This window comes from Pseudomonas sp. RW3S2 (assembly GCF_014268955.1).
Taxonomy (GTDB): domain Bacteria; phylum Pseudomonadota; class Gammaproteobacteria; order Pseudomonadales; family Pseudomonadaceae; genus Aquipseudomonas; species Aquipseudomonas wayambapalatensis.
In genome coordinates, this window is record NZ_JABWRM010000013.1 from 17,014 (window position 1) to 42,923 (window position 25,910).

Consider the following 25,910-nt stretch of genomic DNA (forward strand, 5'->3'; position numbering starts at 1 on the left):
CAGGCTTTTCTGAGCCGATTTTGCGCATACCCAGCGCTTTATCGGGCAATTCCGCTTCTTTTCGGAGCCTTGGTTTGTTTCTTGCATTTTCAGGCTATCAGCGGAATACCAGCGTGCCCGCCCCTGGCTCGACCAGGGGCGCCATGTGCCAGAACAGCGCCAAAAGAGGTCAACGACGCCCCATGACCATCAGCGATGCACAGCACCGTCTGCTACTGGACAACCTGACCACTGCCACCTTGCTGCTCAACAGCGAACTGCGCCTTGAGTACATGAACCCGGCAGCGGAAATGCTCCTGGCCGTCAGCGGCCAGCGCAGCCATGGCCAGTTCATCAGTGAACTGTTCACCGAATCGACCGAGGCGCTCAATTCACTGCGCCAGGCCGTGGAGCAGGCGCACCCGTTCACCAAGCGCGAAGCCCAACTGACCTCGTTGACCGGCCAGAGCATCACCGTCGACTACGCCGTGACGCCGATCCTGCACCAGGGCAACACCCTGCTGCTGCTCGAAGTCCACCCACGCGACCGCCTGCTGCGCATCACCAAGGAAGAAGCGCAGCTGAGCAAGCAGGAAACCACCAAGATGCTGGTGCGCGGCCTCGCCCATGAGATCAAGAACCCGCTCGGCGGCATCCGCGGCGCAGCCCAGCTGCTGGCCCGCGAGCTGCCCGAAGATGGCCTGCGCGACTACACCAACGTCATCATCGAAGAAGCCGACCGCCTGCGTAACCTGGTCGACCGCATGCTCGGCTCGAACAAGCTGCCGTCGCTGTCGATGACCAACGTGCACGAAGTGCTCGAACGTGTCTGCAGCCTGGTAGAGGCCGAAAGCCAGGGCGGCATCACCCTGGTGCGCGATTACGACCCGAGCCTGCCGGACGTGCTGATCGACCGCGAGCAGATGATCCAGGCCGTACTCAATATCGTGCGCAACGCCATGCAGGCGATCAGCGGGCAGAACGAACTGCGCCTGGGCCGCATCACCCTGCGCACCCGCGCGGTGCGCCAGTTCACCATCGGCCATGTGCGCCACAGGCTGGTGGCACGGGTCGAGATCATCGACAACGGCCCCGGCATTCCCTCGGAACTGCAGGACACCCTCTTCTATCCCATGGTCAGCGGGCGCCCGGACGGTACCGGGCTCGGGCTGGCCATTACCCAGAACATCATCAGTCAGCATCAGGGGCTGATCGAGTGTGAAAGCCATGCCGGCCATACCACCTTCTCGATCTTCCTGCCCCTGGAACAAGGAGCCACAGCCCCATGAGCCGTAGTGAAACCGTGTGGATCGTCGACGATGATCGTTCCATCCGCTGGGTCCTGGAAAAAGCCCTGCAACAAGAGGGCATGACCACCCAGAGCTTCGACAGTGCCGACGGAGTCATGGGTCGCCTGGCCCGGCAGCAGCCGGACGTGATCATCTCCGACATCCGCATGCCTGGCGCCAGCGGCCTGGACCTGCTCGCGCAGATTCGCGAACAGCACCCGCGCCTGCCGGTGATCATCATGACCGCCCATTCCGACCTGGACAGCGCGGTGGCGTCTTACCAAGGCGGTGCCTTCGAGTACCTGCCCAAGCCGTTCGACGTCGACGAGGCGGTGTCGTTGGTCAAGCGCGCCAACCAGCATGCCCAGGAACAACAGGCGCTCGAAGCGCCGCCCGTACTTGCCCGCACGCCCGAGATCATCGGCGAAGCCCCGGCGATGCAGGAGGTGTTTCGCGCCATCGGGCGGCTGAGCCATTCCAACATCACCGTGCTGATCAACGGCGAGTCCGGTACCGGCAAGGAACTGGTCGCCCACGCCCTGCACCGCCACAGCCCGCGTGCGGCTTCGCCGTTCATCGCCCTGAACATGGCGGCGATTCCCAAGGACCTGATGGAGTCCGAGCTGTTCGGCCACGAGAAAGGCGCCTTCACCGGCGCGGCCAACCAGCGACGCGGACGCTTCGAACAGGCTGACGGAGGCACCTTGTTCCTCGACGAGATCGGCGACATGCCTGCCGACACCCAGACCCGCCTGCTGCGCGTGCTGGCCGATGGCGAGTTCTATCGGGTCGGTGGCCATGTACCGGTGAAGGTGGATGTGCGCATCATCGCAGCGACCCACCAGAACCTGGAATCACTGGTACAGGCCGGCAAGTTCCGTGAAGACCTGTTCCACCGCCTGAACGTGATTCGTATCCACATCCCGCGCCTGGCGGACCGGCGCGAGGATATCCCGGCCCTGGCCCGCCACTTCCTGGGCCGCGCGGCGCGGGAGCTGGCGGTCGAGCCCAAGCTGCTGAAGCCGGAAACCGAGGAGTTCATGCGCAACCTGCCGTGGCCTGGCAACGTGCGTCAGCTGGAGAACACCTGCCGCTGGATCACGGTGATGGCCTCCAGCCGCGAGGTGCTGATCGGCGACCTGCCGCCAGAGCTGCTCAACCTGCCGCACGATGCCGCGCCGGTCACCAATTGGGAGCAGGCGCTGCGCCAGTGGGCCGACCAGGCCCTGGCGCGCGGGCAGTCGAATCTGCTCGACAGCGCCGTGCCGAGCTTCGAACGGATCATGATCGAGACCGCACTCAAGCACACCGCCGGACGCCGACGCGATGCCGCAGTGCTGCTGGGCTGGGGGCGCAACACCCTGACTCGCAAGATCAAGGAGCTGGGGATGAAGGTCGATGGCGGGGATGACGACGAGGGTGAGGATCACTGAGGCCTGACGCGTCGCGCTGCGCTCATCCGATCCCAAAGCAAGCCCGGCTCCTGTAGGAGCGGGCTTGCCCGCGAACACGGGCGTAGCCCGTGCCATGCACCGCGGTGTCTTTTTCGCGGGCAAGCCCGCTCCTACAAAAACATAGCCTGCCTACCCCACCAGCCCTCCTCTGCACCGATCCTGTGCCACTTGCACCTCGGCAAGGCACAAATCCCTTGAATCCTCGCAAAACCGCCCTGAAAGCCCAGTATTTCCGGGCTTTTCAAAACTGGCACGCCCCCTGCAATAGGTACTGTATCTCCAGTTTCGGGGGCCTCGGTACAGGCAGGCCGGGATATCCCCCTCTTTTATTCGCAACACCGCCCGTTTTGGGGACCTCGGTACAGGCAGGCCGGGACTCCCTCTTTTATTCGCAACATCGCCCGTTTTGGGGACCTTGGTACAGGCAGGCCGAGACATCCCCTCTTTTATTCGTGCAGCCTGACCTGCACTCGCCAGTGTCCGGCGTCCTCTGCAGCGGCCCAGGTGCCGCTCAGAGGACGCGCGGCAACCACCGTCAGTACCAACCCCTCCTCGCTCTGCTGCAAGCGCCAGCCCACCGGCCGCCCCTGCAGACTCAACTGTCCGCGCTGGGCCTTGCCCTCGGCCTGGAACACCACGGCCACCGTCCCTTCGACGTTTTCGCCATGCAGCTTGGGGGCTTCGTTGAACCACAGGTCGAGGCCATCCTGCACCACCTCGACCCGCTCGAGCACACGAACGTCAGGGGCGGTCAGGCGACCGATCATCAGCCCCGCCATCACACCGACGATCGCCATCGACAGCAACACACGCGGCCAAGCCTTCGAACGCGGGTCCGGTTCGAGGGTAGAATGCTCGTCATCTTCGTGCCTGGAGCCGTGCATGTTTCACGTCATCCTCTTTCAACCAGAAATTCCGCCGAACACCGGCAATATCATCCGCCTGTGCGCCAACAGCGGCTGCGACCTGCACCTGATCGAGCCGATCGGCTTCGAGCTGGACGACAAGCGCCTGCGTCGTGCGGGGCTGGATTACCACGAGTATGCCACGCTCAAGCGCCACGAGAGCCTCGAAGCATGCCTGGAGAGCCTGGGGCAGCCGCGCCTGTTCGCCTTCACCACCAAGGCCTCGCACCCCTTCCATGAAGTGGCCTACCAGCCGGGCGATGCCTTCCTGTTCGGCCCTGAAAGCCGCGGTCTGCCTGCCGAGGTGCTGGACAGCCTGCCCGCCGAGCAACGCCTGCGCCTGCCGATGCGGCCCGGGTGTCGCAGCCTGAACCTGTCCAATACCGTGGCCGTCACGGTATACGAGGCCTGGCGCCAGCAAGGCTTTGCCTGAGCAAGACAGCGATTCGCCGCCCATGAAAAAGGCCGCGCCCCTCACAGGACGCGGCCTTTTCATTTGCGCGATGCGGATCAGTTATCCAGCGCCACCTGCCCGGCAGCACCGCGCTTGCGGTGCAGCAAAAGGCCCGCCGCGACCACGGCGATGCTCAGCAAGGCCGTCGCGATGATCTCGATCCGGTGATCTTCACGCAGCGCCATCACCACCAGCACAGCCACGATGAAGGCAATGGTCGCCCAGGTCAGCCCCGGGAACAGCCACATCTTGAACGAGATCTTCTCGCCGCGCGCTTCACGCTGGGCACGCATGCGCAGCTGGGAAACGGCGATCACCAGGTACACCAGCAGCGCAATGGCGCCGGAGCTGGCCAGCAGGAACTCGAACACCTGGGCCGGCGCGACGAAGTTGGCGAACACGCAGAGGAAGGCCGCAGCGGTCGACAGCATGACCGCCCAGTGCGGGGTGCCCGCCTTGGTGGTGCGCTGGGCCACGGCCGGTGCGTCGCCACGCTTGCTCAGGGAGAACAGCATGCGCGAAGAGGTGTACAGCGCCGAGTTCAGGCAGCTGGTCACGGCGATCAGCACGACGATGTCGACGATCAGCTTGGCATTGGGCACACCGATCAGGCTCAGGACGGTCTGGTAGGAGCCTTTTTCCGCGAGGGTCGGATCGTTCCACGGCACCATGGCCACGACCAGGAAGATCGACACCAGGTAGAACAGGCAGATACGCCAGATCACCGAGTTGGTCGCACGGCTGATCTGCTTGCCCGGGTCCTTGGACTCGGCGGCCGCGATGGTGACGATTTCGGTGCCCATGAACGAGAACATGGTGGTCAGCATGGCCGCCAGCACTGCACCGAGGCCATTGGGCATGAAGCCCTGGGTATCGAACAGGTGGCTGACACCGCTGACCTGGCTGCCCGGCACCATGCCGAACATGGCCGCGCAGCCGACGACGATGAAGGCGATGATCGCCAGCACCTTGAGCAGGGCGAACCAGAACTCGAACTCGCCGTAGTTCTTCACGCTGAACAGGTTGGTGATGGTCAGCGCCAGGGTGATGACCAGCGAGAACGCCCACAGGTCGACGGCCGGGAACCAGGCATGCAGGATCGCTGCAGCGGCGTTGGCCTCCAGCGGGATCACCAGCACCCAGAACCACCAGTACAGCCAGCCGATGGTGAAGCCGGCCCAGCGCCCGATGGCGCGGTCGGCGTAGGTCGAGAACGAACCGGTGTCTGGCGAGGCGACGGCCATCTCGCCGAGCATGCGCATCACCAGCACCACGAGAGTACCGGCAGCGGCATAGGCGAGCAGGACCGCCGGGCCGGCTGCGGCAATGGCGTGGCCGGAGCCGACGAACAGACCGGCGCCGATGACGCCAGCAATGGACAGCATGGTGACATGCCGTTGTTTGAGCCCCTGAGCGAGGTCATTGGAATTGTGCTTACCGCTCATAAAACTACCTTTGTAAGGAGTGGACCACCCGATTGCTGATAACGAAGCGCGCCAGGGGTTGATTTAGACGCCTTGGCAATCGGCGCTTTCCAGCTGGCAATAAGTGCGCCAGCGCGGAAAATCATTCGTCTGAATATTGCCTCAGTCCCGAATGGCGGGGCCTTGCGGGCATTCGGCCAGGGTTTGACCGAATGCACATCCAGGCCTGCGGGCCAAGTGTGCATTACTGAAATACCCACTTACAAATGCACTAAAGGTAGTCCTTGGTAACACCCTTGCACCGATCAGGGGCACAAAAGGTGCAACCTCGGCGTGCAACCTTGAGTCGGTGGTGTGGCCTTCGCGGGCAAGCCCGCTCCTACGATTGGGGCGGGGGCGCACTAGTGAACAAAACCAAAACTCCTTCCCTCCCCCGCCCAAAACTGGCACCATCGCGCCTTTTTTCATCAAGGCTCCGGCGCCAAGCGCACCGTGTTGCGGACATCCGCGCGACGTTGCACTGCAGCGATGCGACAAACTGTCCTGTCAACGACCCGAGCCCGCTGCGACCCGGTTGGCCGCCATTACGCCGCTATGCTAGCGTTGCGCTCGCCAGGAAGGCCGCCAACAGCTGGGAACGCACCCGAACACATGAGGACCGCACATGGCCCAGGCCACGCCCGCGCTGGAAATCCGCAATCTGCACAAACGCTACGGCGATCAGGAAATTCTCAAGGGCATTTCGCTGACCGCGCGCGACGGTGACGTGATCTCGATCCTCGGTTCGTCCGGTTCCGGCAAGTCCACCCTGCTGCGCTGCATCAACCTGCTCGAGAACCCGCACCAGGGTGAAATCCTCGTCGCCGGCGAAGCGCTCAAGCTCAAGCCCACCAAGACCGGCGACCTGATCGCCGCCGACAACCGCCAGATCAACCGTCTGCGCAGCGAAATCGGCTTCGTCTTCCAGAATTTCAACCTGTGGCCGCACATGTCGATCCTCGACAACATCATCGAGGCGCCACGCCGCGTGCTCGGCCAGAGCAAGGCCGAGGCCATCGAAGCGGCAGAGGCGCTGCTGAACAAGGTCGGCATCCACGACAAGCGTCACAGCTATCCCGCCCAACTTTCCGGTGGCCAGCAGCAGCGCGCCGCCATCGCCCGCACCCTGGCCATGAAGCCCAAGGTTATCCTGTTCGACGAGCCGACTTCGGCGCTCGATCCGGAAATGGTCCAGGAAGTGCTTAACGTTATCCGCGCACTGGCCGACGAAGGCCGTACCATGCTGCTGGTAACGCACGAGATGAACTTTGCCCGCCAGGTGTCCAGTGAAGTGGTCTTCCTGCACCAGGGCCTCGTGGAAGAGCAAGGATCGCCGCAACAGGTCTTCGAAAACCCGACCTCGGCGCGTTGCAAGCAATTCATGTCCAGCCACCGCTAAACGGAGCAACACATGCAGACCTACAAGAAATTCCTCCTGGCCGCTGCCGCCACGCTGGTGATGTCGGCCAACGCCCTGGCCGCGGAAAAACTGCGCATGGGTATCGAGGCGGCCTACCCGCCGTTCAACAACAAGGATGCCAGCGGTAACGTGGTCGGCTTCGACAAGGACATCGGCGACGCCCTGTGCGCCAAGATGAAAGTCGAGTGCTCGGTCGTGACCTCCGACTGGGACGGCATCATCCCCGCCCTGAACGCCAAGAAGTTCGACTTCCTGGTGTCGTCGCTGTCGATCACCGACGAGCGCAAGCAGGCCGTGGACTTCACCGAGCCCTACTACTCCAACAAGCTGCAGTTCATCGCGCCGAAAAACGCTGACTTCAAGACCGACAAGGCTTCGCTCAAGGGCAAGACCATCGGCACCCAGCGCGCCACCCTGGCCGGCACCTGGCTGGAAGACCACTACGGCAGCGATGTCGATGTGAAGCTCTACGATACCCAGGAAAACGCCTACCTGGACCTGATCGCCGGCCGCATCGACGGCATCCTGGCCGACAAGTACGTGCAGTACGAGTGGCTCAAGAGCAAGGACGGCCAGAACTACGAGTTCAAGGGCGACCCGGTGGAAGAGAGCGACAAGATCGGTATCGCCGTGCGTAAAGGCGATCCGCTGCGTGAGAAGCTGAACGCTGCTCTGAAGGAAATCATCGCCGACGGCACGTACAAGAAGATCAACGACAAGTACTTCCCGTTCAGCATCTACTGATACGCCCCGACTGGCACCGCCGCTGCGCGGTGCCGGTCCCTTGAACGCACCCTGCCCATGAATATCGACCTGCACGGATTCGGTCCGGCCATGTTGGCTGGCACCCTGATGACCGTAAAACTGGCGCTCTGTGCCTTGCTGCTGGGGCTGGTCCTTGGACTGCTCGGCGCACTGGCCAAGACTTCGCCGATCAAGCCGCTGCAATGGCTTGGCGGCACCTACTCGACCCTGGTTCGCGGCGTGCCCGAGCTGCTGTGGGTCCTGCTGATCTATTTCGGCACCGTCGGGCTGATGAGCAGCCTCGGCGATGCCCTGAACATACCCGGCCTGGAGCTCAGCGCCTTCGCCGCGGGCGTGATCGCCCTGGGCCTGTGCTTCGGCGCCTACGCCACGGAAGTGTTCCGCGGCGCGATCCTGGCGATCCCCAAGGGCCACCGTGAAGCGGGCCTGGCACTGGGGCTGTCGAAGGGGCGCATCCTGTCGCGGATCATCCTGCCGCAGATGTGGCGCGTGGCCCTGCCGGGCCTGGGCAACCTGTTCATGATCCTGATGAAGGACACTGCGCTGGTGTCGGTGATCGGCCTCGAAGAAATCATGCGCCACGCCCAGATCGGCGTGACCGTGACCAAGGAGCCGTTCACCTTCTATGCCGTCGCCGCCTGCATCTACCTGTGCCTGACCATCGTCGCCATGGCCGGCATGCATTTCCTTGAAAAACGCGCCGCTCGCGGCTTCATGAGGGCCGCGCAATGAACTGGGAAGTCATCATCAAGTGGCTGCCACGCCTGGCCCAGGGCGCGACCCTGACCCTGGAGCTGGTGGCCATCGCGGTCGTTGCCGGGCTGATCCTGGCAATCCCGCTGGGCATCGCCCGTTCCTCGCGCCACTGGTACGTGCGCGCCCTGCCCTACGGCTACATCTTCTTCTTCCGCGGCACACCGCTGCTGGTGCAGTTGTTCCTGGTGTACTACGGCCTGGCGCAGTTCGACCTGGTGCGCAGCAGCTCGCTGTGGCCCTACCTGCGCGATCCGTTCTGGTGCACGGTGCTGACCATGACTCTGCACACCGCCGCCTACATTGCCGAGATCCTGCGCGGTGCGCTGCAGGCGATCCCCAAGGGCGAGATCGAGGCGGCGCGCGCGCTGGGCATGTCGCGCGGCAAGGCACTGTTCTACATCATGCTGCCGCGCGCCGCGCGCATCGGCCTGCCGGCGTACAGCAACGAAGTGATCCTGATGCTCAAGGCCAGCGCCCTGGCCAGTACCGTGACGCTGCTGGAACTGACCGGCATGGCGCGCACGATCATCGCCCGCACCTACCTGCCGGTGGAGATCTTCTTTGCGGCGGGCGTGTTCTACCTGTTGATTTCGTTCGTCCTGGTGCAGGGTTTCAAGCTGCTCGAGCGCTGGTTGCGCGTCGACGCCTGCCAGGGGCGGTGATCTGAACCCGCGCTGACCTTTTCGCGGGCAAGTCCGCTGCCACAGCTACCCACATGCTTGGGGGGTTGTTGCAGGAGCGGGCTTGCCCGCGAAGGCCGCCCCACCGACCACCCGCCATGCCCTCGACCCCATTCCTCCCCCCCGACCAGCTGAACGCGCGCTTCCAGGCCCTGGACCAGTTCCTGCGCCAGCACCAACCCCTCTGGAAACCCCGCCCCTTCACCGCCCTGCACCTGGAATGGGAATCCCGCCATCCCGAGCTCGCCCAATGGCTGCGCACGCGCACCCTGGAGCAAGCCGAAGCCGCCGCACAGCACCCTGAACGACTGCCCGCCCCCGCGCCCTTCCCGCAACTCGCGGACCAGGCCCGGCAGCTATCCCGCGTCGCCGAACTGCCCCTGGCCGACCTGCACACAGCGGGTCATCGCCTGGCGGTCAACGTGCCCGGCCGCAAGTGGCAGCAGATCGAAGCCTTCGGCAGCCGCCTGAGCTTCAAGCAGCCCACGACCCACTGGCTGGACTGGTGTTCGGGCAAAGGACACCTGGGCCGCCGACTGCTGCAGCCCGGCCAGCAATTGACCTGCCTCGAATACGACGCCGAGCTCGTCGCAGCCGGCCAGGCCCTGAGTGACCACCACCACCTGCCCGCGCACCACCTGCACCAGGATGTGATGGCCGCTGACAGCGTTCGCCACCTGACCCGCGATCACAGCGTGGTCGCCCTGCACGCCTGCGGCGACCTGCACGTGCGCCTGCTGCAACTGGCCAGCGCGCAAGGCTGCCGACAGATCGCCATCGCACCCTGCTGCTACAACCGCACCCAGCGCGAGCATTACCAGGCACTGTCGAGCACCGCGCAGGCCTCGACATTGCAACTGAGCATCACCGACCTCGGCCTGCCACTGAGCGAAACCGTCACCTCCGGCGCCCGCGCGCGCCGCCTGCGCGACACCTCGATGGCCCGTCGCCTGGGCTTCGACCTGCTGCAGCGCGAGCAGCGCCACTGCGACGACTACTTGCCGACCCCATCGCTGCCAACCGCCTGGCTGGACAAATCCTTCGAAGACTACTGCCGCGACCTCGCAGCCCTGCGCCAGGTGCCGCTGAACGGCCACCCCGACTGGGCAGCGCTGGAAGCCGCCGGCTGGCAACGCCTGGCCGAAGTGCGCAACCTCGAACTGCTGCGCAACCTGTTCCGTCGACCGCTGGAGTTGTGGCTGGTGCTCGATCGTGCGCTGTTCCTTCAGGAACAGGGTTACAACGTGCGCCTGGGCGAGTTCTGCAGCTATCCACTGACTCCGCGCAACCTGCTGCTGCTGGGGGAGCGGGAATAACCGGAAAACCTGTGGATAACTCTGTGAACAAGCTTGTGATGAAATTCACGGATTGAGCGATCCACTGGCTATTTCAGCCCGTCCACTTATTCCAATGCATACGCGAAAACCAGCAAAAACAGGCTTTTGCGCAAAGACCAACGGCGCAGCGCTTCGGCATGCCTCTCGCGCAGCACCTGCATGCCGCTTGTGCATAAGCCAAATCCCAGATCCGACGCAAGCCCCTGGTAGCAACTCCTTTTGTTCAGAATCTAAAGGCCTGCCCAATCCCCTGTGGGAGCGGGCTTGTCCCGCGAACACGGGCGTAGCCCGTGCCAGGCAGCGCGGTGTCTTCTTCGCGGGTAAACCCGCTCCCACACCTGGTTCAAGTTCCCACTGCGGCAAAGCGTCGCAAAAGCTATTACAGTAAAATAAATTATTGTATTACGATAATTTATCAAGAATAATTCACCCCGTTCATCACTGTACGGAGGCACCCCATGAACAGTAGATCCGTCGCCTATGCGCGCTCCCGATTGCGCACCATCGGCGCGCTGGCCGCCCTTCTGGCCTGGACCACCGCTGCCGTCGAGTTCGGCGGCACGCCGATGCTCTGGCTGCTCGACTACCCCACCATGGTTTCCGCCTACCTGCAGGCCTACGGCGACCAGATGCCGCTGCTCCTGGCCGAAGGCTACCAACCGTCTCACCTGGCGATCGGCCTGGTGTTCTTCCTCGACCTGATTCCCACCGCCATTTCGGCATTCGCCCTGCTACTGACCGGCATCTTCTTCATGCGCCTGTCCAAGGGCCAGACCTGGACCCTGCCCAACATCCGCCTGCTCTGGTGGGTCGGCCTGCTGTGCATCGGCTCGCCGCTGCTCTGGTCGCTGATCGGCACTTTCGAGGGCCTGGCACTGGCCATCGACCTGCCTGCTGGCGAAAGGAGCTTCAGCGTGTCGATCGGTGTATCATCCGAGGCTGTCTACGAGATCATGAAAGGCATTCTGCTCTGCGCCTTCTCGCTGCTCATGCGTGACGCCAAGACCATCAGCGATGAACACAACTGTTATGTCTAGCCAGCCCTTATGCCGATAATCATCCGCCTCGACGTCGTCATGGCCCGGAACAAGATCCGTTCCAAAGACCTGGCGGAAATCATCGGCATAACGGAAGCGAACCTGTCGCTGCTGAAGAACGGCAAGATCAAGGGTTTCAAGATCGAAACCCTCGAGAAGCTGTGTCGCGCGCTGAACTGCCAACCCGGCGACCTGCTGGAGTTCAGCGAGGAATGATCAAGGACTGCAACACCCATGTATTTGCCCCACAAAGGTTTACTCGCCGTACTGCTGGCCACCTGGCTGATCAGCGGCTGCGGCCCGAGTTACACGTATAGGTATTCGCCACCGCCCAGCGCGCATGGCATGAACTGCATCAACAGCTGCTCGAGCGAGCGCAGGCATTGCCAGCAACTGGAGCGTCTGGAACAAAACAGCCAGCGCGCCCTGTACCAGGCCGAAATGCGTGCCTACCAGTACTGCAAGACCGGCAAGAGCAAGAAGGAAGCGCGTCACAACTGCTACCAGCCGAGCTACCCATTCGGCAGCTCATCCAGCTACAGTTGCGGCCGCGAATACGACAGCTGCTACATGGCCTGCGGTGGCACCATCCAGCGCATTCGCAACCCAGATTGATAGATGAACGGATTTCGACACGTGAAATACACCACGCCTTTCACCCTTCTGGCCCTTGGCCTGGCCCTGAGCGGCTGCTCCAGCAGTAGCAGCAGCTACACCCCAAGAACCTCGAACCTGGACTGGGAAACCCCCGGCATGCAGCTCGGCGGCGACCGCGGCCTGCCCCTGCGAGTGGACGACCGCTGCCGCAAGCGCGGTTGCGACAACCACAAGCTGTTTTTCAATCCCGCAGAGCCTGAACCGAGCGTCAACACCATCCACCGCGGCTGGTAGGATTTTCTCCTTTTGGGGCGGTGACTTAGGCGATTTCGCGTTGAATGCAAGGAAGTGGTTTACAGCAGCCAACCGATCGCTATAATGACGCGCCTATGCCGGTATAGCTCAGATGGTAGAGCAACTGACTTGTAATCAGTAGGTCCCGGGTTCGATTCCTGGTGCCGGCACCATTCAAGGTTCCATAGAAAGCTTTCAAAATCTCTGGAACCCCCGAAAAACCCGCCTTCTGGCGGGTTTTTTCGTTTTGGCGTTTAGCGGGTTCCGAGCCATGGTGTGCAGCGCGCTGGTCGAGTCCGGGTTGTGGTCGGAGACGGCTATCGAGCGGCAGATGAGCCACAAGGAGCGCAACAACGTGCGCGCAGCCTATACCCACAAGGCCGAGTTCCTCGAAGAGCGCCGGATGATCATGACCTGGTGGAGTCGGTTTCTAGAGGCGAACCGCGAGGACCATATGACGCCGCATGAGTTTGCCAAGCAGACGGGCGAGAACGTCACGCGCCTTCGCAGTGCCAAGAGGACCGAGTAACCCGCCGCACCACCACCTCAACTCGCTGTGAAGTTACCCACAGCACCGCATGAAGCTCCTCCGCGCGGGTCCATTCAAACGGGGCTGCAAAGCCGCCCCGTTTGAATGGACCATACCTAAGAAAAAAAACCGCTGGCACAGCGTACGTCTGTGGAAAACCACAGATGTCCACCGGGGGATAGTTTTATCCACAGGCGCTAAATCCCTGAAATCGCTTTGCTTGACGAATATTGTCCACAGGCGTAGACAGTGAGTTGCAAGCGCTGTCGATGACAGCACCCCAGGTGACCCGAACCTTAAAGGTCACTCCGCTTTGACGGTGGTTCTCCCCAAGGGCGATTAGCATCCGGCAGCTCGCCCGGTCACTACCCATGTGATGGATGCTCTTACACACATAGCGCTCGTGCGCCAGATACTCCGTACCTCGCTGCCCTGCAGCAACCTATCCGCTTGGCCGAATCCTGCGCCAACCTGTGCCCGTCTCTTTCTTCTGGAAAGAGACGGGCACTTCTACCACTGCTGCAGCCCTGATCGCATATAGCTTTGCGGCAATCCCCCTCGTGACAATCGGCGTGACAAACGCCGATGTCACCAGCAACAGCCATGTAGATGATGGTGCCGCAGACCAAGGAATGGACTGCACCTGACTGACAGTCAGGCATGCCCCGGTCATCGCATTGCTGGTTGCACATGGCTCAGGATCTCGCGGCACTGGTCTCGTCAGCCAATGCAGCCTCCACCCGCCCACCGGTAACGGTGCTCAGGAGGCCAGATCATGAGATGCCCTTGCTTCCGGTCGTACGGAGCCGCCAGTCCCGCGTTAGAGGACATCCCCACAGGCCGCATGGGCCTTGATCCCTGATAACACTCAGCATTCTTGGCGGGATGACGTGGGGCGAGGATCGGAGAACGGCAGATGAGGTGATCGACATGGCATTGGTAGGTAGACGTGATGGTCGTAATTTCGGCTACGGCAGGCAATTGAGTTACGCAGGACCTCAGGCACTGAAAGACATGTTCGGCGGTGGCCACTACGGCACGGTCAAAGCGCACAGTGATCGGTGGCAGGCATTCGTGAAGTGGTGCCGCTCCGAACAGGGGCCCGGTATCAATGATGCGCGGCACATTGATCGAAAAGTGTTGGCCGACTATGCGGCGTATCTGCGTGACCTGGTTCGGCGTGGAGGCCTCGCCGTCAGCACTGCACAAAACCGGATATCCAGCGTTAACAGAACCATGGCGGCGCTTCGCGGTGATCAGTACGTGAAATTGCCCAGCCCGAGCAAGGCGTTGGGCATGCAGCGCACCGGTGTTCGACAGTCGTTGCCGCAGGGCCAAGACCGCGAACAGGTTAAGCAGATCGTTGATGCGCTTTGCAGCCAACATCAGCTACGAGCCGCCGCGATTGTTTTGTTGGCGCGAGCCACCGGCATGCGTTTGCGCGAGGCTATCTTGGCTGATCTACCACGGCTAAGCCGTGAGGCTAACGACCTAGGCAAAATTAACATTCAGGATGGCACCAAAGGCGGCCGCGCCGGCGCCTCAGCGCCACGTTGGATTACCATGGATGACCAGATTAGTGATGCGCTTGGGTTTGCGCGGCAGGTGTCGCCGGCTGGTAGCCGCAACTTGATTGCCTCACACGAAAGCTACCTAGGTCTTCTGCAAGAAATCATTCGCCCTGCGCGGGACATCCTGCATGCACACAACCTTAAAGGCTTCCATGAGTTACGAGCGGCCTATGCATGTGGGCGCTACGAGCAAATCACCCAGTACCACGCACCTATCAACGGCGGCCAATGTTACCTAGTAGATAGGAGACTTGATCGTGAGGCCCGGAAACAAATCAGCTATGAACTGGGGCACGGTCGGATCGATGTGGTTGCGGCCTACATTGGGGGACGGACATGAGCAAGCCGTTAGATATGGAGTTGTTCTTGGCTGGCGTGCTAAGCGGGTCGTACGCAACACGGCAACGCCATTTGCGGCAGGCGAGAACCATCCAGAATGAAATTGCAAAGCGCTGGCAGCGAGAGACACCATGGGCCTGGAAGCGAAAGCACTTGGTTTGGTTTCTTGAGCATTATCTCGCCGGGCGTAAGGAGGCAACTCGCTATTTCTATCTCCTTACCCTTCGACTGCTCGCCCAACGTCTAAAAAAGTCTTGGGTTTTCAATATCTGAAGGGCGAATTTTCCTGATAGCCACGACCGACAGCAATCAACCCAAAGCTGGAGGTGGCGAAGGGTGGAAATTTCCCAAGAGCAATGTTCGTATTTGTCTTCTGTGCAAGGCGATTGAGGTGCGCACAGGGATTTTTGAGAGCTTTGACGCCATTGATTTGACGAACAATAGTTAATTCCACACAAAAAGTTACAGCATTAATCCTGCACTCTCCTTGCGGTCAACTACGCTTAAGTTTCCAATCAATTGAGGTTGTTAGATATGACTAGTGGGATTTTTCATGTGGAATTTCGCGCGAGCACAGGCGATTTCGGTGACGGGCTCGTGGTTGTGAAGGACGGCGCAGTGAACGGAGGCGATCCTCATTACCTCTACCAAGGGGAAGTCCCAACCGAGTCTGGCAATTTCGAGTCGCGATTCACTGTTCGGAAGTACCGTGAAGGTAATGTGAATGTCGTAGGCATCGACAATTACACACTACTGGCCACAGGCATGGTTGATTACGAAGGTGGAACCATCGAGCTTCGCGGGGCGGTAGAAGGAGTTCCGCAACTAACCTTACAACTGCGTGGTCGAAAAATACAGCCTGTGGTGTGAACCTGGGTGAGCCTGTCTAAGGTACCAAAGCATGCTCGCAGAACCTACGCATGAGCAAGGACCGAAGACTGAAAAGACCCCGCTGGCTAGCGGGGTCTTACATTAAGATTGCTAGGTGCTAAAACATATCCAGCACGGCTGCAGAAAATAACTTTAAGTCAATATTAACTAAACAGACTAGCTATAAAAGACTGCCTATAAAAGCCACCACATTAAAACTGCTGCGACAACAAGGCAAATTATCGCTGCTAAGCCGGTTTTCTGATGCGCCGCAAACAATGTCAGAAAACCTGTTTTTGCTCGATTTGGAAGTTGCTCCCACCCAGATGGTACAATCTCATCACTTTCAAAAAACGGACGCCAATATTTTTTTATATGTTGCCCGTCATGTTCAAAAAACTCGCTATGTGAGTAGTCAAAATATCGATCTGTGACCATCGCATTTTTAAAACCAACTCGACCTGTACTACCGTAGCCCCAAGTGGTGCAACTCGCTATCAGCGGCCATATATCTCGAACACCTACGTCATTCAGTATTGTGCTTTTTCGCATTGCCCGGGCGTTTCTATCCCAAGGATATTGGCGCTTAATCAGACACCCACACAACACAATCTTTTCAAAACTTATGTCCGGGTGATCCTCAAGTATTCTACTTACCACATAAGTTCCGAAACTGTGCGCAATTACCGATATACGGGCTAAAGGTTCTTCTTCCTTAAGCCTTCGAATGTCCCGCACGATTTTGTTTACAGGCCCAGAGCGAAAAGGACTGGCCAGTTGAAGACCAGTGACTACATCATAACCCAAGTCGTGAACTTGAAAATTTTGTATACCATGGAATTCGCGCTGGACCTCTCGCTGCCATGCGCCATCAGTCCGAATCCCATGAATCAATACTAGAATTCTTGACTCTGAGCTATCCCTTATACCACTGCGCTTGTTATCCACTAATGCATCAAATAACTCTCGATGCTCCTCCGGTATAGTGGTAGCTCGTATTAGGCCAAACACCTCTTTTCTTTGCCTAGCATTGGTTGACGACCAAAGAGTCTCGACAAGTTTAACTACATCAGTGGAATTCATCTTTAGCCACACTGAACATAGTTTCAAGATCGTCGTCACTGACTTCCATTTCAATCCCTCTCAACGGGTCAAATATCACATCAGGACATTCATACCAGCTATCGACCTCTAAGATAACTGGCCCCATTGGAGATTTAACTACGAGGCGACGAACCATTATGCCCGACTTGACTAAAGACGTCGTCACTTTCGCGAAGCGAGCTGAGCTACCGGCCTGAGAGATGTCGAACAACCTATTGATATTAATGGTCACATCATACACTCGTGCACCATCGGCTTTCTCAATGTCGTCAAAGTGCTCTGCCACCCTAATGAGAGCATCTGCGATTTGCGGATTTTCTTCAATTAAGGGAGAGAATCTTTTCGATAACATAAGAATATTCCCCTGGCGTGCAAGTTCCTGTGACTGCAAACTCGTTCAACTCGCCACTCAAAAGCACATGTATCTGACGGCTTGCATCACTTGGCATTATAAACCAAATATTAGATCCCGTCACAAAACCTTTTTTGTCCATGAAGCCTTTCATCGCAGCAGATGAGCCATCATCCTCGGAAAGACCCTTTGACAAATTCGGCGCAGCGAGATTCATAGAAACCCCGTAATCATTCATCGCCGTCGTGGTCGTATATCTAATTATTCCGGCAAAGTCTTCCTGCTTGTAGTACATTGTATCTTTTGCTTTGCTCAGCGAAACCTGTTCGAATAATCCAATCGGAACATACTTAAGGATTGTCGCGATCATAGCCGAAACTTGCTCGTGATACTTCGTAGAGTTATCTCGGGACGCAATTCGTATCTGAAGCAAGCCACTGCGATCCAAGTGGGCAATGCTGATCGCTCGTTTTTTCGTGATTTGGTAAACTTTTACGCGCTGATTCTTGTTCGCATCTAGATTATCATCAACTAGTTTGCTGCTTTCGCGTGTTTCGCATACCTTTATTGTCAATGAGAGTGGACCGGAACCATTCGGCGCATCGTCAAGACGTAGATCCACAACCTCAGGTGAGTCCGGCATTTCTAAATGAAGCGGAATCGACAGAAGCCCGAATTGTTTCAATTCGTTGGCTATTCCTTCAATTCGCTTTCGCGCCAAAATCTTCACAGCATCGGCTGGGTCACATCTGAAAAGGAAGATGTGCTGTTTGCCATACTCTTCTACCTGACGAAGGAGCACCGACAAGTCGTCAAGAGCGATTTTCTTCGATTCGAGAGCTGGCAAAATTCTTTTTGCGTACAGCTCGTCCCAATTGGCTGCGGAGATTGGGACATCATGTTTGCGCAGGAAATCTCGGACAACCTCAAGGCTGCTGGCCTCTCTGATCAACCCAAAAACCACCTTTGCTTGTTCTTGTTCCACAGCGCTAAGCACGAGCTCACTCCAAATCTGAAAAACTTCATGGCGACCGCGATATGTCGGCCGAATGTGTTCGACAGAGATGGCATGAGTCACCTAAAGGCTACCCGCCAGGCTTACGTACCTTGCCGCTTCCCTGCCGGCGGATTTTGGTCGTTAACACAAATAAACACAATCTATCCGCACAAAAAATCTGGCGCGTTGCCTGGCGGGTCAAGAATCGCGCTGCGAGCAGCTGTCCCAACGTCAGGCCGAGTACGAAGCCGGCCCCTTTTACGATTATGCGAGCGGGGAGCTCTGTTGTAAGGCCACCAAGCGCGGCGGTGGAACTGCGATTTCGCGAAATTTTATGGAGACCATAGAGCTTACGGCGGTGCAGAGCTACAGCCCCAACGAGCGCTGTTCAGCGCAGCGCTTGGACAGCGACAGGTGTCCTCGCCAATTTAGTGCCTTCGATAGCAGCCCTCCACCAAGTGTATCCTTGGGTCGCCTGCTGAAGCTCAAAATAGTCGGAGAGCCGTGCATCAATGGCGTGGGGCCTGGTTGGCTTTATTTGCGTATGCGGACGATCGGGGGAGTTGCAGAGGATAGTTTTAGAGATAGAACATGAGATTTTTTATCATTTAATGCTTATAAATCAGTTTGTTATGCGGACTTTCGACTCCTGGTGCCACATCTAGACCCGCTGCATACCAACGAATACCTCCAAGGCCACCACAACCCGCCCTTTGGCAATTTCTTCGTTATGACGTTTTACCTACCACTCGCTCTGCCGCCTTGCGATAAGCCTGATTTCGCTCGCGCTTATCCACAGCTACCACAAAAACAACAACCTTCCTGATCGATCACCTGGTAGACCAATCGGTAGCCGCTGCTGCGCAGCTTGACCTTGTAGCAGTCTGGCAAGCTATACAGCCGGTTCGCTTCGATCCTGGGATTCAGTAAAACCGAGACGAGTTTTTCTTGAGTTGCTGCCGGACCGTATCCCCCAGCTTTTGCCATTCCTTTAGCGCTCGCGCGTCGAACTCAAGGCTATAGGTCATCCAGAGAAACATTCACTCGCTAAGGGTCAGCAAGGCGCTCGCGAACGGTCGCTAGCAGCGCCTCATCCTCATCGGTCATGAGGACAGGTTTAAAAGGCAACTGCCCGCGCTCGGCGACGTACTGCAATGCTTGGCGCATAAGCTCGGAGGGCGTAACACCCAACCGCTCAAGCTCACGATAGGCTCGGATTTTGAGATCGTCGTCGATACGAACGTTGATGGAGGCCATGGTGGCTTGCTCACTGTAATGACAATGGTCTTTACAGTGACGTAATTCCGGGCACCAGACAAGTGGCTTAGGAGCACAAGCCGACGGAGGACAAAGCCCAGAGAGCGCGAGTACAAGCTCTTCGGCCGCGAAGGCCTGACCGCCCTTGGCAGCTATCCGGTGGTCGGGATGGGACGGCACGCCGCAAGCGCTTCGAGATCAAACAGCGGCTCGCCAACGGCATGGATCCCATCCCCCTCCGGTCAGAAATCCAGACGCAGCACAGTGCGCCAGAAGTTCTTCAACGGAGAACGCCAGTGCTTGCGCCAGTTACGCTCCCACCAGTCGTCTTCGTTCTTCACCACGTCCTCAAGGTCGCTACCCGTGACAGCAGCAGCATGCTGGCGGAACATCATCGGGAACACACAATGTTGCCGGATCCGTCGCTTGAACATCACGTCCACGGGCGTGCCGTCGTACGGCGTCTGGGCCAGGATGGCGCAGCCTTTGCGTGAAAGCACGTATGCATGAAGGGCCACCACGCGGCCCCGTGCAATGAACGGGAACCAGGTCAACCAGGTTCGGCCCATGCTGTAGCCGAGGTGCAAGGCCTCGAATCGATGGCGACGCATGAAGCGGTTTACCCAGGCGATCCGCGAGGCTTTCAGCTCGTAGGGCATCACGTCATCTTCGAAAATCAGAATCCGCTCCAGGCCCTCCTCGAGCGCGCGCTGGGCGAGTTGCTGGTGAGACTCGTAGCAGCCGCGCTTGGGGTCGCCGTGCTTCTGCACGACATGAAATATCACTTGGTTGTCGAGCACCTTGCCAATGCTCTTCCTGAACAACTCACGCCTGTCACTCCGTGCATCGAGCGAGATGCAATAGACGGCGTCAACATCGAAATGAATCCTGCCCACCAATCAATCCCTTTAACTAATGCCTGTCATATGGTGGTGCTGAATAGAGCGGCAATAATATCGGGAGAATCTGGTATCACAAAGCCATGTTTGCGTTGTCTACCTGGGCGCATCCGGTGGCTGTCCGCGCAGGTCGTCGAACAGCGACAGGTCGAGGTTGGCCAGGGTGTTTGACATGGGGCCTCCTCAGAGCGTGCCGATGCGGTCCAGCTCGCGCTTGAGCTGGTCGCGGTCGAGGGTATCCGGATGCAGCGCGAAGAACGCCTCGAAACGCCGTTGAATATGCGCGAGGGTCGCCCGGAACGCGGCGTCGACCGCGGCGTCGTCACCCACCACTTCGGAAGGGTCTTCCAACCCCCAGTGGGCCTTGAGCGCGGGGCCGAAGTACACGGGGCACGCTTCACCAGCGGCCTTGTCGCAGACGGTGATGACGATGTCTGGTGGATTGCCTTCGAAGGCTTCGTTGCCCTTGCTGCTCAGGCCGTCGATGGCGATGCCGGCTTGCTGCAGGGTCTGCAGGCTGCGCGGCAGCACCTGGCCTCGTGGGAAGCTGCCGGCGCTGATGGCTTGGTAGCCTTGCGGGGCGAGGTGGTTGAACAGGGCTTCGCACAGAATGCTGCGACAGCTGTTGGCAGTGCACATGAACAGGATTCGCATCGCTCGCTCCCCGCCGCGTGGCGGTTGTCAAAGGCCCAGGCGCAGTGCCAGGGCGGAAAGGGTGATCAGCAGCACCGGCAGGGTCAGCAGGATGCCGACCTTGAAGTAGTACCCCCAGGTGATGCGCATGCCTTTGCGGGCCAGCACGTGCAGCCAGAGCAAGGTGGCGAGGCTGCCGATGGGGGTGATCTTCGGGCCGAGGTCGCAGCCGATGACGTTGGCGTAGATCATCGCGTCGCGCACCAGGCCTTCGGCGCCGCTGGCCTGGATCGACAGGGCGCCGACCAGCACGCTGGGCATGTTGTTCATCACCGACGACAGCAACGCCGCAATCAGGCCGGTGCCGAGGGTGGCGGCCCACAGGCCGTGGGCTGCGAGGCGGTCGAGCACGCCGGCCAGGGCGTCGGTCATGCCAGCGTTGCGCAGGCCGTACACCACCAGGTACATGCCCAGCGAGAACACCACGATCTGCCAGGGCGCTTCGCGCAGCACGCGGCGGGTGGAGATCACGTGGCCGCGGGCGGCAACGGCGAACAGCACGGCGGCGCAGGCGGCGGCCACGGCGCTGACCGGGATGCCCAGCGGTTCGAGCACGAACAGGCCCACCAGCAGCGCCAGCAGCACCACCCAGCCGACGCGGAAGGTCGCGCGGTCGCGGATGGCCAGGGCCGGGGCCTTGAGGTCATCCAGGGCATAGCGCGCCGGGATGTCGCGCCGGAAGTACAGGAACAGCAACAGCAGGGTGGCGGCCACCGCCGCCAGGTTGACCGGCAGCATCACCGAGGCGTAGGTGCCGAAGCCCAGCCCGAAATAGTCGGCCGAGACGATGTTCACCAGGTTCGACACCACCAGCGGCAGGCTGGCGGTGTCGGCGATGAAGCCTGCGGCCATGACGAAGGCCAGGGTCGCGCCGGGCGAGAAGCGCAGCGCCAGCAACATCGACATGACGATGGGGGTGAGGATCAGCGCGGCGCCGTCGTTGGCGAACAGTGCCGACACCGCCGCGCCGAGCAGCACGATGAAGGCGAACAGGCGGCGTCCGTCGCCGCGTGCCCAGCGCGCCACGTGCAGGGCGGACCACTCGAAGAAGCCGGCCTCATCGAGCAGCAGGCTGACGATGATGATGGCGATGAAGGTGGCCGTGGCATTCCAGATGATCGCCCAGACGGCGGGAATGTCGTGCAACGACACCGCGCCGAACAGCAGCGCCAGCAGCGCGCCGAAACTGGCGCTCCAGCCGACACCGAGCCCCTTGGGCTGCCAGATGACCAGGATGAGGGTGAAGACGAAGACGCAGGCGGCGATCAGCATCGGCAGGGCCTCGTTCACTCAGCAGCAGGCAGCGGCACGGACGGGGCGATCGTCCATGTGCTGCAGGCGGGCGATGTTGTCCTGGAGCCAGGCGCCATTGGCCTGGGCGGTGACCTGCAACAGCTCGCCGACCCAGGCGGGCAGTTCAGGGTTGAGGCGGTAGTACACCCACTGCCCCTGGCGGCGGTCCAGCAACAGGCCGGCGCTGCGCAACTGGGCGAGGTGGCGGCTGATTTTCGGCTGGCTGTCGTCGAGGGCGCACATCAGTTCGCACACACACAGTTCGCCAAGACGGGCGATCAGCAAGGTGGCGCGGACGCGGGTCTCGTCGGCGAGGGACTTGAAGACCTGGGTGGGGGTGATCATGAGGGGACACCTGAATATATGGAAATCCGAATATACGGATTTCCATATGTTCATTGCAACAGGTGCGGGTGTTTCTTCAGAACGCCGTGCTGACCGTCAGCGACAGGTTGCGCGGATCGCCATAGATCGCTCCGGCGTAGAAGCCGTAGCGGGTGTAGTAGTGCTTGTCGAACAGGTTGTTGGCGTTGAGGCTGACGCTGGTGTCGTCGGTCAGCTGGTACTTGGCCATGGCATTCCAGATCGCATATCCCGACCAGTTGACGTCGCTTGAGCTACGGCTGACACCGTTGGTCGGCTGGCCGGCAGGGGTGGAAAGCGCGCGGATGTTGGTCTGCGCGGTGACGCCGGTGCCGAGGGTCAGGCGGTCGAGCGGGCCGGACAACCGGTAGGTGGTCGAGGCCTTGAACAGGTGCGACGGATCGCTGCGCCCGTCGCTGTCGAGGCGGCGGAAGTGCAGGTAGGTGTAGCCGGCATAGACGTTCCAGTTCTCGGTCAGGGCGCCTGCGAGTTCCAGGTCGATACCGTCGGTTTCCTGGCCGGAACCTGCCTTGTAGGCGGTGGCGCCGGTCGGGGTCAGCAGGTCGCCGTCGGTAACGGCCTTGTTCTCCTGCTTGGTGCGGAAGTACGCGGCGGATGCGTTCAGGCGGCCGTCGAACCAGGCGGCCTTGATGCCAGTCTCGTAGCTCTGGCCGCGGATCGGCTCGACCTTGGTGCCGCTGGCGGTCTCTTCAGTCTGCGGGTTGAAGATGTCGGTGTAGCTGGCGTACACCGAGTAGGTGTCGTTGAGGTCATACACCGCGCCCAGGTAAGGGGTGACGATGCCGTTGTTCTGCTGGTTGCTGCGCACGCCGCTGACGTTGCGGGTGGTGGCCGAGTAGTCGGTGCTGCGCACACCGAGGATCACCGACAGCGGGTCGGTGATGCTCAGGCGAGTGGCCGCGTACATGCCTTGCAGGCGGGTAGTGGTCTTGCTGTGACGGCCAGTCCGCGAGGCGAGCATGTCGTAGTCACTGTCCACGCCATTGAGCCAGTTGCTCAGCGGCAGGCCGTTGTTGGCGCGGAACTGGCAGCCCAGGGCCGGGGCGCTGACGCTGTTGGCGCTGACCATGGTGCAGGTGTATTCCGGCGACCAGGCCACAGTGCGGCTGTCGTTGTAGCCGACCATCGCCTGGTGGGTGCGGCCGAACATCTGGAACGGGCCAGACAGGTCGATCTGCGCCGATTGCTGGGTGGTGTCGCTGGAGCTGTGCAGGCCGTTGAGCACCGCACCGCTGCCATCCTGATCCCAGTAGCCGCCATAGACACCGCGCCCGGACGAGTTGACCTTGGCCAGACCGCGGTGGTTGAGGGCATCACTGGTGCTCTGCGAACCTTTCAGGTCCAGGGTCCAGTCGTTGTCGAAGTGGTGCTGCAGCGAGCCGAAGGTGGTGCGGGTGATGTACTCGCCGAAGCTCCAGCTGGGCACCACGTTGGTGCTGCGCGGCAGGTCGGTCTTGCTGCCGTCGCCATACCAGATCGGGATGTTGGCGCCCCAGCCGCCACCGACCACCTTGTTGTATTCGTACTGGTAACCGGCACCGAGGGTGGTGGCGTCGTCCAGGTCGAACTCGAAGTTGGCCAGCGCTGCGCGAGCGCGCTCGGACTGATTGTCACGGAACGAGTTGGCGTCCTGCTGGGTGACCACGAAGCGCGAGCGCAGGCGGCCGTCTTCGGAGAGCGGCAGGTTGAGGTCGGCGCCCAGGCGGCGTTTGTCCCAGCTGCCGTAGGTGGCGTATGCGCTGCCGCCGAAGGTGCGGGTCGGTGCCTTGCGGATCAGGTTGACCGTTGCCGACGGGTCGCCGGTGCCGCCGAGCAGGCCGTTGGCGCCACGCACGATGTCGATGCGCTCGTACAGGTCCAGGTTCAGCGCGTTGCCGCTGCCGCTGAAGTCAGAGCCGCCGGGGAACTGCAGGCCATCGATCTTCCAGTTGCTGATCGAATAGCCACGGGCACGAAAATCGGTACGCCCGCCGACTTCCATCTTGCTCATGCTGATCCCTGGTGCAGTGTCGAGCGCCTGCTCGATGCTGTGCACATCGCGGTCGTCCATCTGCTGGCGGGTGATGCTGGTCACCGACTGCGGGGTCTGGCGCGGGGTCAGGTTCAGGCCGGTGGCGCTGCGCGTGCTCTCGACGGTATAGCCGAGCTGGCCGGCGTCGTCGGCACTGGGCAGCGCGCTGTCTTCGATGTTGGTGGCGCCCAGCTCCAGGGGCTGGGGATCAGCCGCAAAGGCACCTGCAGACAGACTGAAGGCGATACACAAGGCAAGCGGTGAGAGGCGGCTGCCGCCGCGGGTGAAGCGGGCGCGGGCGCCGGGGATGCTCTGAGGTTTCATTTGGGAAGGCTTCGTATTCGCAGATGGTTTTTGCTACGATTCTAGGGATGTGCCCTCTGGGCTCCATGCCCGGCTTGTACGGGGATGTAATGGAACGTAACGGGCGCTGCATGGGCGCCCCCGACAGGTGTCCCCCGCAATGAGCACGACCTTGCTGGTCGTCGACGATGACGACGAGATCCGCGAACTTCTCTGCGATTACCTTACCGATGCCGGCTATCAGGTGCTGGCTGCCGCCGATGGCGAACAGATGCGCCAGCAGCTGGCACGACACAAGGTCGAGCTGGTGGTGCTCGACCTCATGCTGCCCGGCGAGGATGGCCTGAGCCTGTGCCGCCAGTTGCAGGCGCAGCCGGGCCTGGCGGTGATCATGCTGTCGGCCAAGGGCAGCACGCTGGATCGCATCATCGGCCTGGAAGTGGGCGCCGACGACTACCTGTCCAAGCCCTTCGAACCCCGTGAACTCATTGCCCGCATCAAGGCCGTCCTGCGCCGCCCGCAGCGCCTCGACACGCCGAGCGAAGAGCCCGCCAGCCAGGCGCAGCAGTTCGCAGGGTTCAGCCTCGACCATATCAAGCGCCTGCTCACTCATCCCGACGGCCAGGCCCTCACCCTGCCCCGCTCCGATTACCGCGTGCTGCGCGAGCTGCTCGAGGCCAACAACCGCGTGGTATCGCGCGATCACCTGACGCGCAGCGCCTTTGGCCGCGACCACCTGCCCGACGACCGCTCGGTGGACATGTGCATCAGCCGCCTGCGCCAGCACCTGCGCCGCGCCGCCAATGGCAGCGCGCAGATCCTCACCATTCGCAACGAAGGCTACCTGCTCAGCATCGCCTGCGAGCCAGGCGCCTGAA

Annotated in this window: 27 protein-coding genes, 1 tRNA gene and 2 pseudogenes; 18 read left to right on the forward strand and 12 right to left on the reverse strand. The window is 60.6% G+C overall.

What is annotated here, in order from left to right:
• The first annotated feature begins 182 nt into the window (after nucleotides 1–182).
• Both glnL and ntrC read left to right on the forward strand, forming a co-directional pair.
• Nucleotides 183–1,268 (forward strand): nitrogen regulation protein NR(II), encoded by a 1,086-nt coding sequence (gene glnL / locus HU748_RS18400; protein ID WP_186665741.1) that lies wholly within the window; start codon nucleotides 183–185, stop codon nucleotides 1,266–1,268.
• Entirely contained in the window at nucleotides 1,265–2,701 is a 1,437-nt protein-coding gene (gene ntrC, locus HU748_RS18405) for a nitrogen regulation protein NR(I) (protein WP_063541426.1), read from the forward strand. Before glnL ends, ntrC begins: the two co-directional genes overlap by 4 nt.
• Before the next feature lie 467 nt (nucleotides 2,702–3,168).
• On the opposite strand, the gene HU748_RS18410 is transcribed toward ntrC, so the two are convergent.
• Nucleotides 3,169–3,606 (reverse strand): hypothetical protein, encoded by a 438-nt coding sequence (locus HU748_RS18410; RefSeq protein WP_186721376.1) that lies wholly within the window; start codon nucleotides 3,604–3,606, stop codon nucleotides 3,169–3,171.
• On the opposite strand from HU748_RS18410, the gene trmL reads away from it, so the two are divergent.
• Entirely contained in the window at nucleotides 3,605–4,060 is a 456-nt protein-coding gene (gene trmL / locus HU748_RS18415) for a tRNA (uridine(34)/cytosine(34)/5-carboxymethylaminomethyluridine(34)-2'-O)-methyltransferase TrmL (protein WP_186665737.1), read from the forward strand. The two genes, HU748_RS18410 and trmL, sit on opposite strands and share 2 nt — an antisense overlap.
• A 77-nt stretch (nucleotides 4,061–4,137) precedes the next feature.
• Here trmL and gabP read toward each other — a convergent pair whose 3' ends face one another.
• Nucleotides 4,138–5,526: a GABA permease gene (gabP, locus tag HU748_RS18420; RefSeq protein WP_054895290.1), complete on the reverse strand. Its 1,389-nt coding sequence runs from the start codon at nucleotides 5,524–5,526 to the stop codon at nucleotides 4,138–4,140.
• Nucleotides 5,527–6,169: 643 nt separating this feature from the next.
• Here gabP and HU748_RS18425 point away from each other — a divergent pair.
• The 14 genes and pseudogenes from HU748_RS18425 to HU748_RS18485 all read left to right on the forward strand — a co-directional run bounded on the left by HU748_RS18425 (nucleotide 6,170) and on the right by HU748_RS18485 (nucleotide 15,739).
• On the forward strand, nucleotides 6,170–6,943 hold the full coding sequence (locus HU748_RS18425; RefSeq protein WP_054895291.1) for an ABC transporter ATP-binding protein: 774 nt from the start codon (nucleotides 6,170–6,172) through the stop codon (nucleotides 6,941–6,943).
• Between the two features lie 12 nt (nucleotides 6,944–6,955).
• Nucleotides 6,956–7,708, forward strand: a complete 753-nt coding sequence (locus HU748_RS18430) for an ABC transporter substrate-binding protein (protein ID WP_186665736.1) — start codon at nucleotides 6,956–6,958, stop codon at nucleotides 7,706–7,708.
• Between the two features lie 57 nt (nucleotides 7,709–7,765).
• Nucleotides 7,766–8,461, forward strand: coding sequence for an ABC transporter permease (locus HU748_RS18435; RefSeq protein ID WP_186721378.1), 696 nt, complete (start codon nucleotides 7,766–7,768; stop codon nucleotides 8,459–8,461).
• On the forward strand, nucleotides 8,458–9,147 hold the full coding sequence (locus HU748_RS18440; protein ID WP_186665732.1) for an ABC transporter permease: 690 nt from the start codon (nucleotides 8,458–8,460) through the stop codon (nucleotides 9,145–9,147). The genes HU748_RS18435 and HU748_RS18440 overlap by 4 nt, the downstream gene beginning before the upstream one ends.
• 116 nt (nucleotides 9,148–9,263) lie before the next feature.
• Complete coding sequence (locus HU748_RS18445; protein WP_186721380.1) at nucleotides 9,264–10,481, forward strand: methyltransferase; 1,218 nt, start codon at nucleotides 9,264–9,266, stop codon at nucleotides 10,479–10,481.
• A gap of 479 nt (nucleotides 10,482–10,960) precedes the next feature.
• On the forward strand, nucleotides 10,961–11,539 hold the full coding sequence (locus tag HU748_RS18450; RefSeq protein WP_186721381.1) for a hypothetical protein: 579 nt from the start codon (nucleotides 10,961–10,963) through the stop codon (nucleotides 11,537–11,539).
• Between the two features lie 9 nt (nucleotides 11,540–11,548).
• Nucleotides 11,549–11,755, forward strand: coding sequence for a helix-turn-helix transcriptional regulator (locus HU748_RS18455; RefSeq protein WP_043211003.1), 207 nt, complete (start codon nucleotides 11,549–11,551; stop codon nucleotides 11,753–11,755).
• 18 nt (nucleotides 11,756–11,773) lie between these two features.
• Complete coding sequence (locus HU748_RS18460; RefSeq protein ID WP_186711746.1) at nucleotides 11,774–12,154, forward strand: hypothetical protein; 381 nt, start codon at nucleotides 11,774–11,776, stop codon at nucleotides 12,152–12,154.
• A 3-nt stretch (nucleotides 12,155–12,157) separates the two neighbouring features.
• Nucleotides 12,158–12,430: a hypothetical protein gene (locus HU748_RS18465; protein WP_054895536.1), complete on the forward strand. Its 273-nt coding sequence runs from the start codon at nucleotides 12,158–12,160 to the stop codon at nucleotides 12,428–12,430.
• Nucleotides 12,431–12,527: 97 nt separating this feature from the next.
• Nucleotides 12,528–12,603, forward strand: a tRNA-Thr gene (locus tag HU748_RS18470).
• Between the two features lie 86 nt (nucleotides 12,604–12,689).
• Nucleotides 12,690–12,959: pseudogene (locus HU748_RS18475) on the forward strand (integrase); the annotation flags it as partial.
• A 930-nt stretch (nucleotides 12,960–13,889) separates the two neighbouring features.
• On the forward strand, nucleotides 13,890–14,870 hold the full coding sequence (locus HU748_RS18480; RefSeq protein ID WP_186721383.1) for an integrase domain-containing protein: 981 nt from the start codon (nucleotides 13,890–13,892) through the stop codon (nucleotides 14,868–14,870).
• Nucleotides 14,867–15,142 (forward strand): hypothetical protein, encoded by a 276-nt coding sequence (locus HU748_RS26490; RefSeq protein WP_238343406.1) that lies wholly within the window; start codon nucleotides 14,867–14,869, stop codon nucleotides 15,140–15,142. The genes HU748_RS18480 and HU748_RS26490 overlap by 4 nt, the downstream gene beginning before the upstream one ends.
• A 261-nt stretch (nucleotides 15,143–15,403) precedes the next feature.
• A complete protein-coding gene (locus tag HU748_RS18485; protein ID WP_186721385.1) occupies nucleotides 15,404–15,739 on the forward strand; it encodes a GrlR family regulatory protein in 336 nt (111 codons plus the stop codon).
• A 195-nt stretch (nucleotides 15,740–15,934) separates the two neighbouring features.
• Here HU748_RS18485 and HU748_RS26255 read toward each other — a convergent pair whose 3' ends face one another.
• From HU748_RS26255 to HU748_RS18535, 10 genes and pseudogenes are all read right to left on the reverse strand, one after another.
• Complete coding sequence (locus HU748_RS26255) at nucleotides 15,935–16,822, reverse strand: hypothetical protein (protein ID WP_189657747.1); 888 nt, start codon at nucleotides 16,820–16,822, stop codon at nucleotides 15,935–15,937.
• The gene (locus HU748_RS18495; protein ID WP_186721387.1) at nucleotides 16,809–17,195 is read right to left on the reverse strand and encodes a hypothetical protein; all 387 of its coding nucleotides are present in this window, start codon (nucleotides 17,193–17,195) and stop codon (nucleotides 16,809–16,811) included. Before HU748_RS18495 ends, HU748_RS26255 begins: the two co-directional genes overlap by 14 nt.
• Nucleotides 17,164–18,273, reverse strand: a complete 1,110-nt coding sequence (locus tag HU748_RS18500) for a hypothetical protein (protein ID WP_186721389.1) — start codon at nucleotides 18,271–18,273, stop codon at nucleotides 17,164–17,166. The genes HU748_RS18495 and HU748_RS18500 overlap by 32 nt, the downstream gene beginning before the upstream one ends.
• Before the next feature lie 647 nt (nucleotides 18,274–18,920).
• Nucleotides 18,921–19,220: pseudogene (locus HU748_RS18505) on the reverse strand (type II toxin-antitoxin system RelE/ParE family toxin).
• Nucleotides 19,221–19,239: 19 nt separating this feature from the next.
• The gene (locus tag HU748_RS18510) at nucleotides 19,240–19,449 is read right to left on the reverse strand and encodes a type II toxin-antitoxin system RelB/DinJ family antitoxin (RefSeq protein ID WP_186721391.1); all 210 of its coding nucleotides are present in this window, start codon (nucleotides 19,447–19,449) and stop codon (nucleotides 19,240–19,242) included.
• A gap of 242 nt (nucleotides 19,450–19,691) precedes the next feature.
• Complete coding sequence (locus HU748_RS18515; RefSeq protein ID WP_186665716.1) at nucleotides 19,692–20,345, reverse strand: glycosyltransferase family 25 protein; 654 nt, start codon at nucleotides 20,343–20,345, stop codon at nucleotides 19,692–19,694.
• Between the two features lie 186 nt (nucleotides 20,346–20,531).
• Complete coding sequence (locus HU748_RS18520; protein ID WP_186721393.1) at nucleotides 20,532–21,002, reverse strand: arsenate reductase ArsC; 471 nt, start codon at nucleotides 21,000–21,002, stop codon at nucleotides 20,532–20,534.
• Nucleotides 21,003–21,029: 27 nt separating this feature from the next.
• Nucleotides 21,030–22,313, reverse strand: a complete 1,284-nt coding sequence (locus HU748_RS18525; RefSeq protein WP_186721394.1) for an arsenic transporter — start codon at nucleotides 22,311–22,313, stop codon at nucleotides 21,030–21,032.
• An 18-nt stretch (nucleotides 22,314–22,331) separates the two neighbouring features.
• Nucleotides 22,332–22,679 (reverse strand): metalloregulator ArsR/SmtB family transcription factor, encoded by a 348-nt coding sequence (locus HU748_RS18530; RefSeq protein WP_186665710.1) that lies wholly within the window; start codon nucleotides 22,677–22,679, stop codon nucleotides 22,332–22,334.
• A 76-nt stretch (nucleotides 22,680–22,755) separates the two neighbouring features.
• Entirely contained in the window at nucleotides 22,756–25,053 is a 2,298-nt protein-coding gene (locus HU748_RS18535) for a TonB-dependent siderophore receptor (protein WP_186721396.1), read from the reverse strand.
• 139 nt (nucleotides 25,054–25,192) lie between these two features.
• Between HU748_RS18535 and HU748_RS18540 the strand changes: the two genes are divergently transcribed.
• Nucleotides 25,193–25,909: a response regulator transcription factor gene (locus tag HU748_RS18540; RefSeq protein WP_186711458.1), complete on the forward strand. Its 717-nt coding sequence runs from the start codon at nucleotides 25,193–25,195 to the stop codon at nucleotides 25,907–25,909.
• The last annotated feature ends 1 nt before the right edge of the window (nucleotide 25,910 follow it).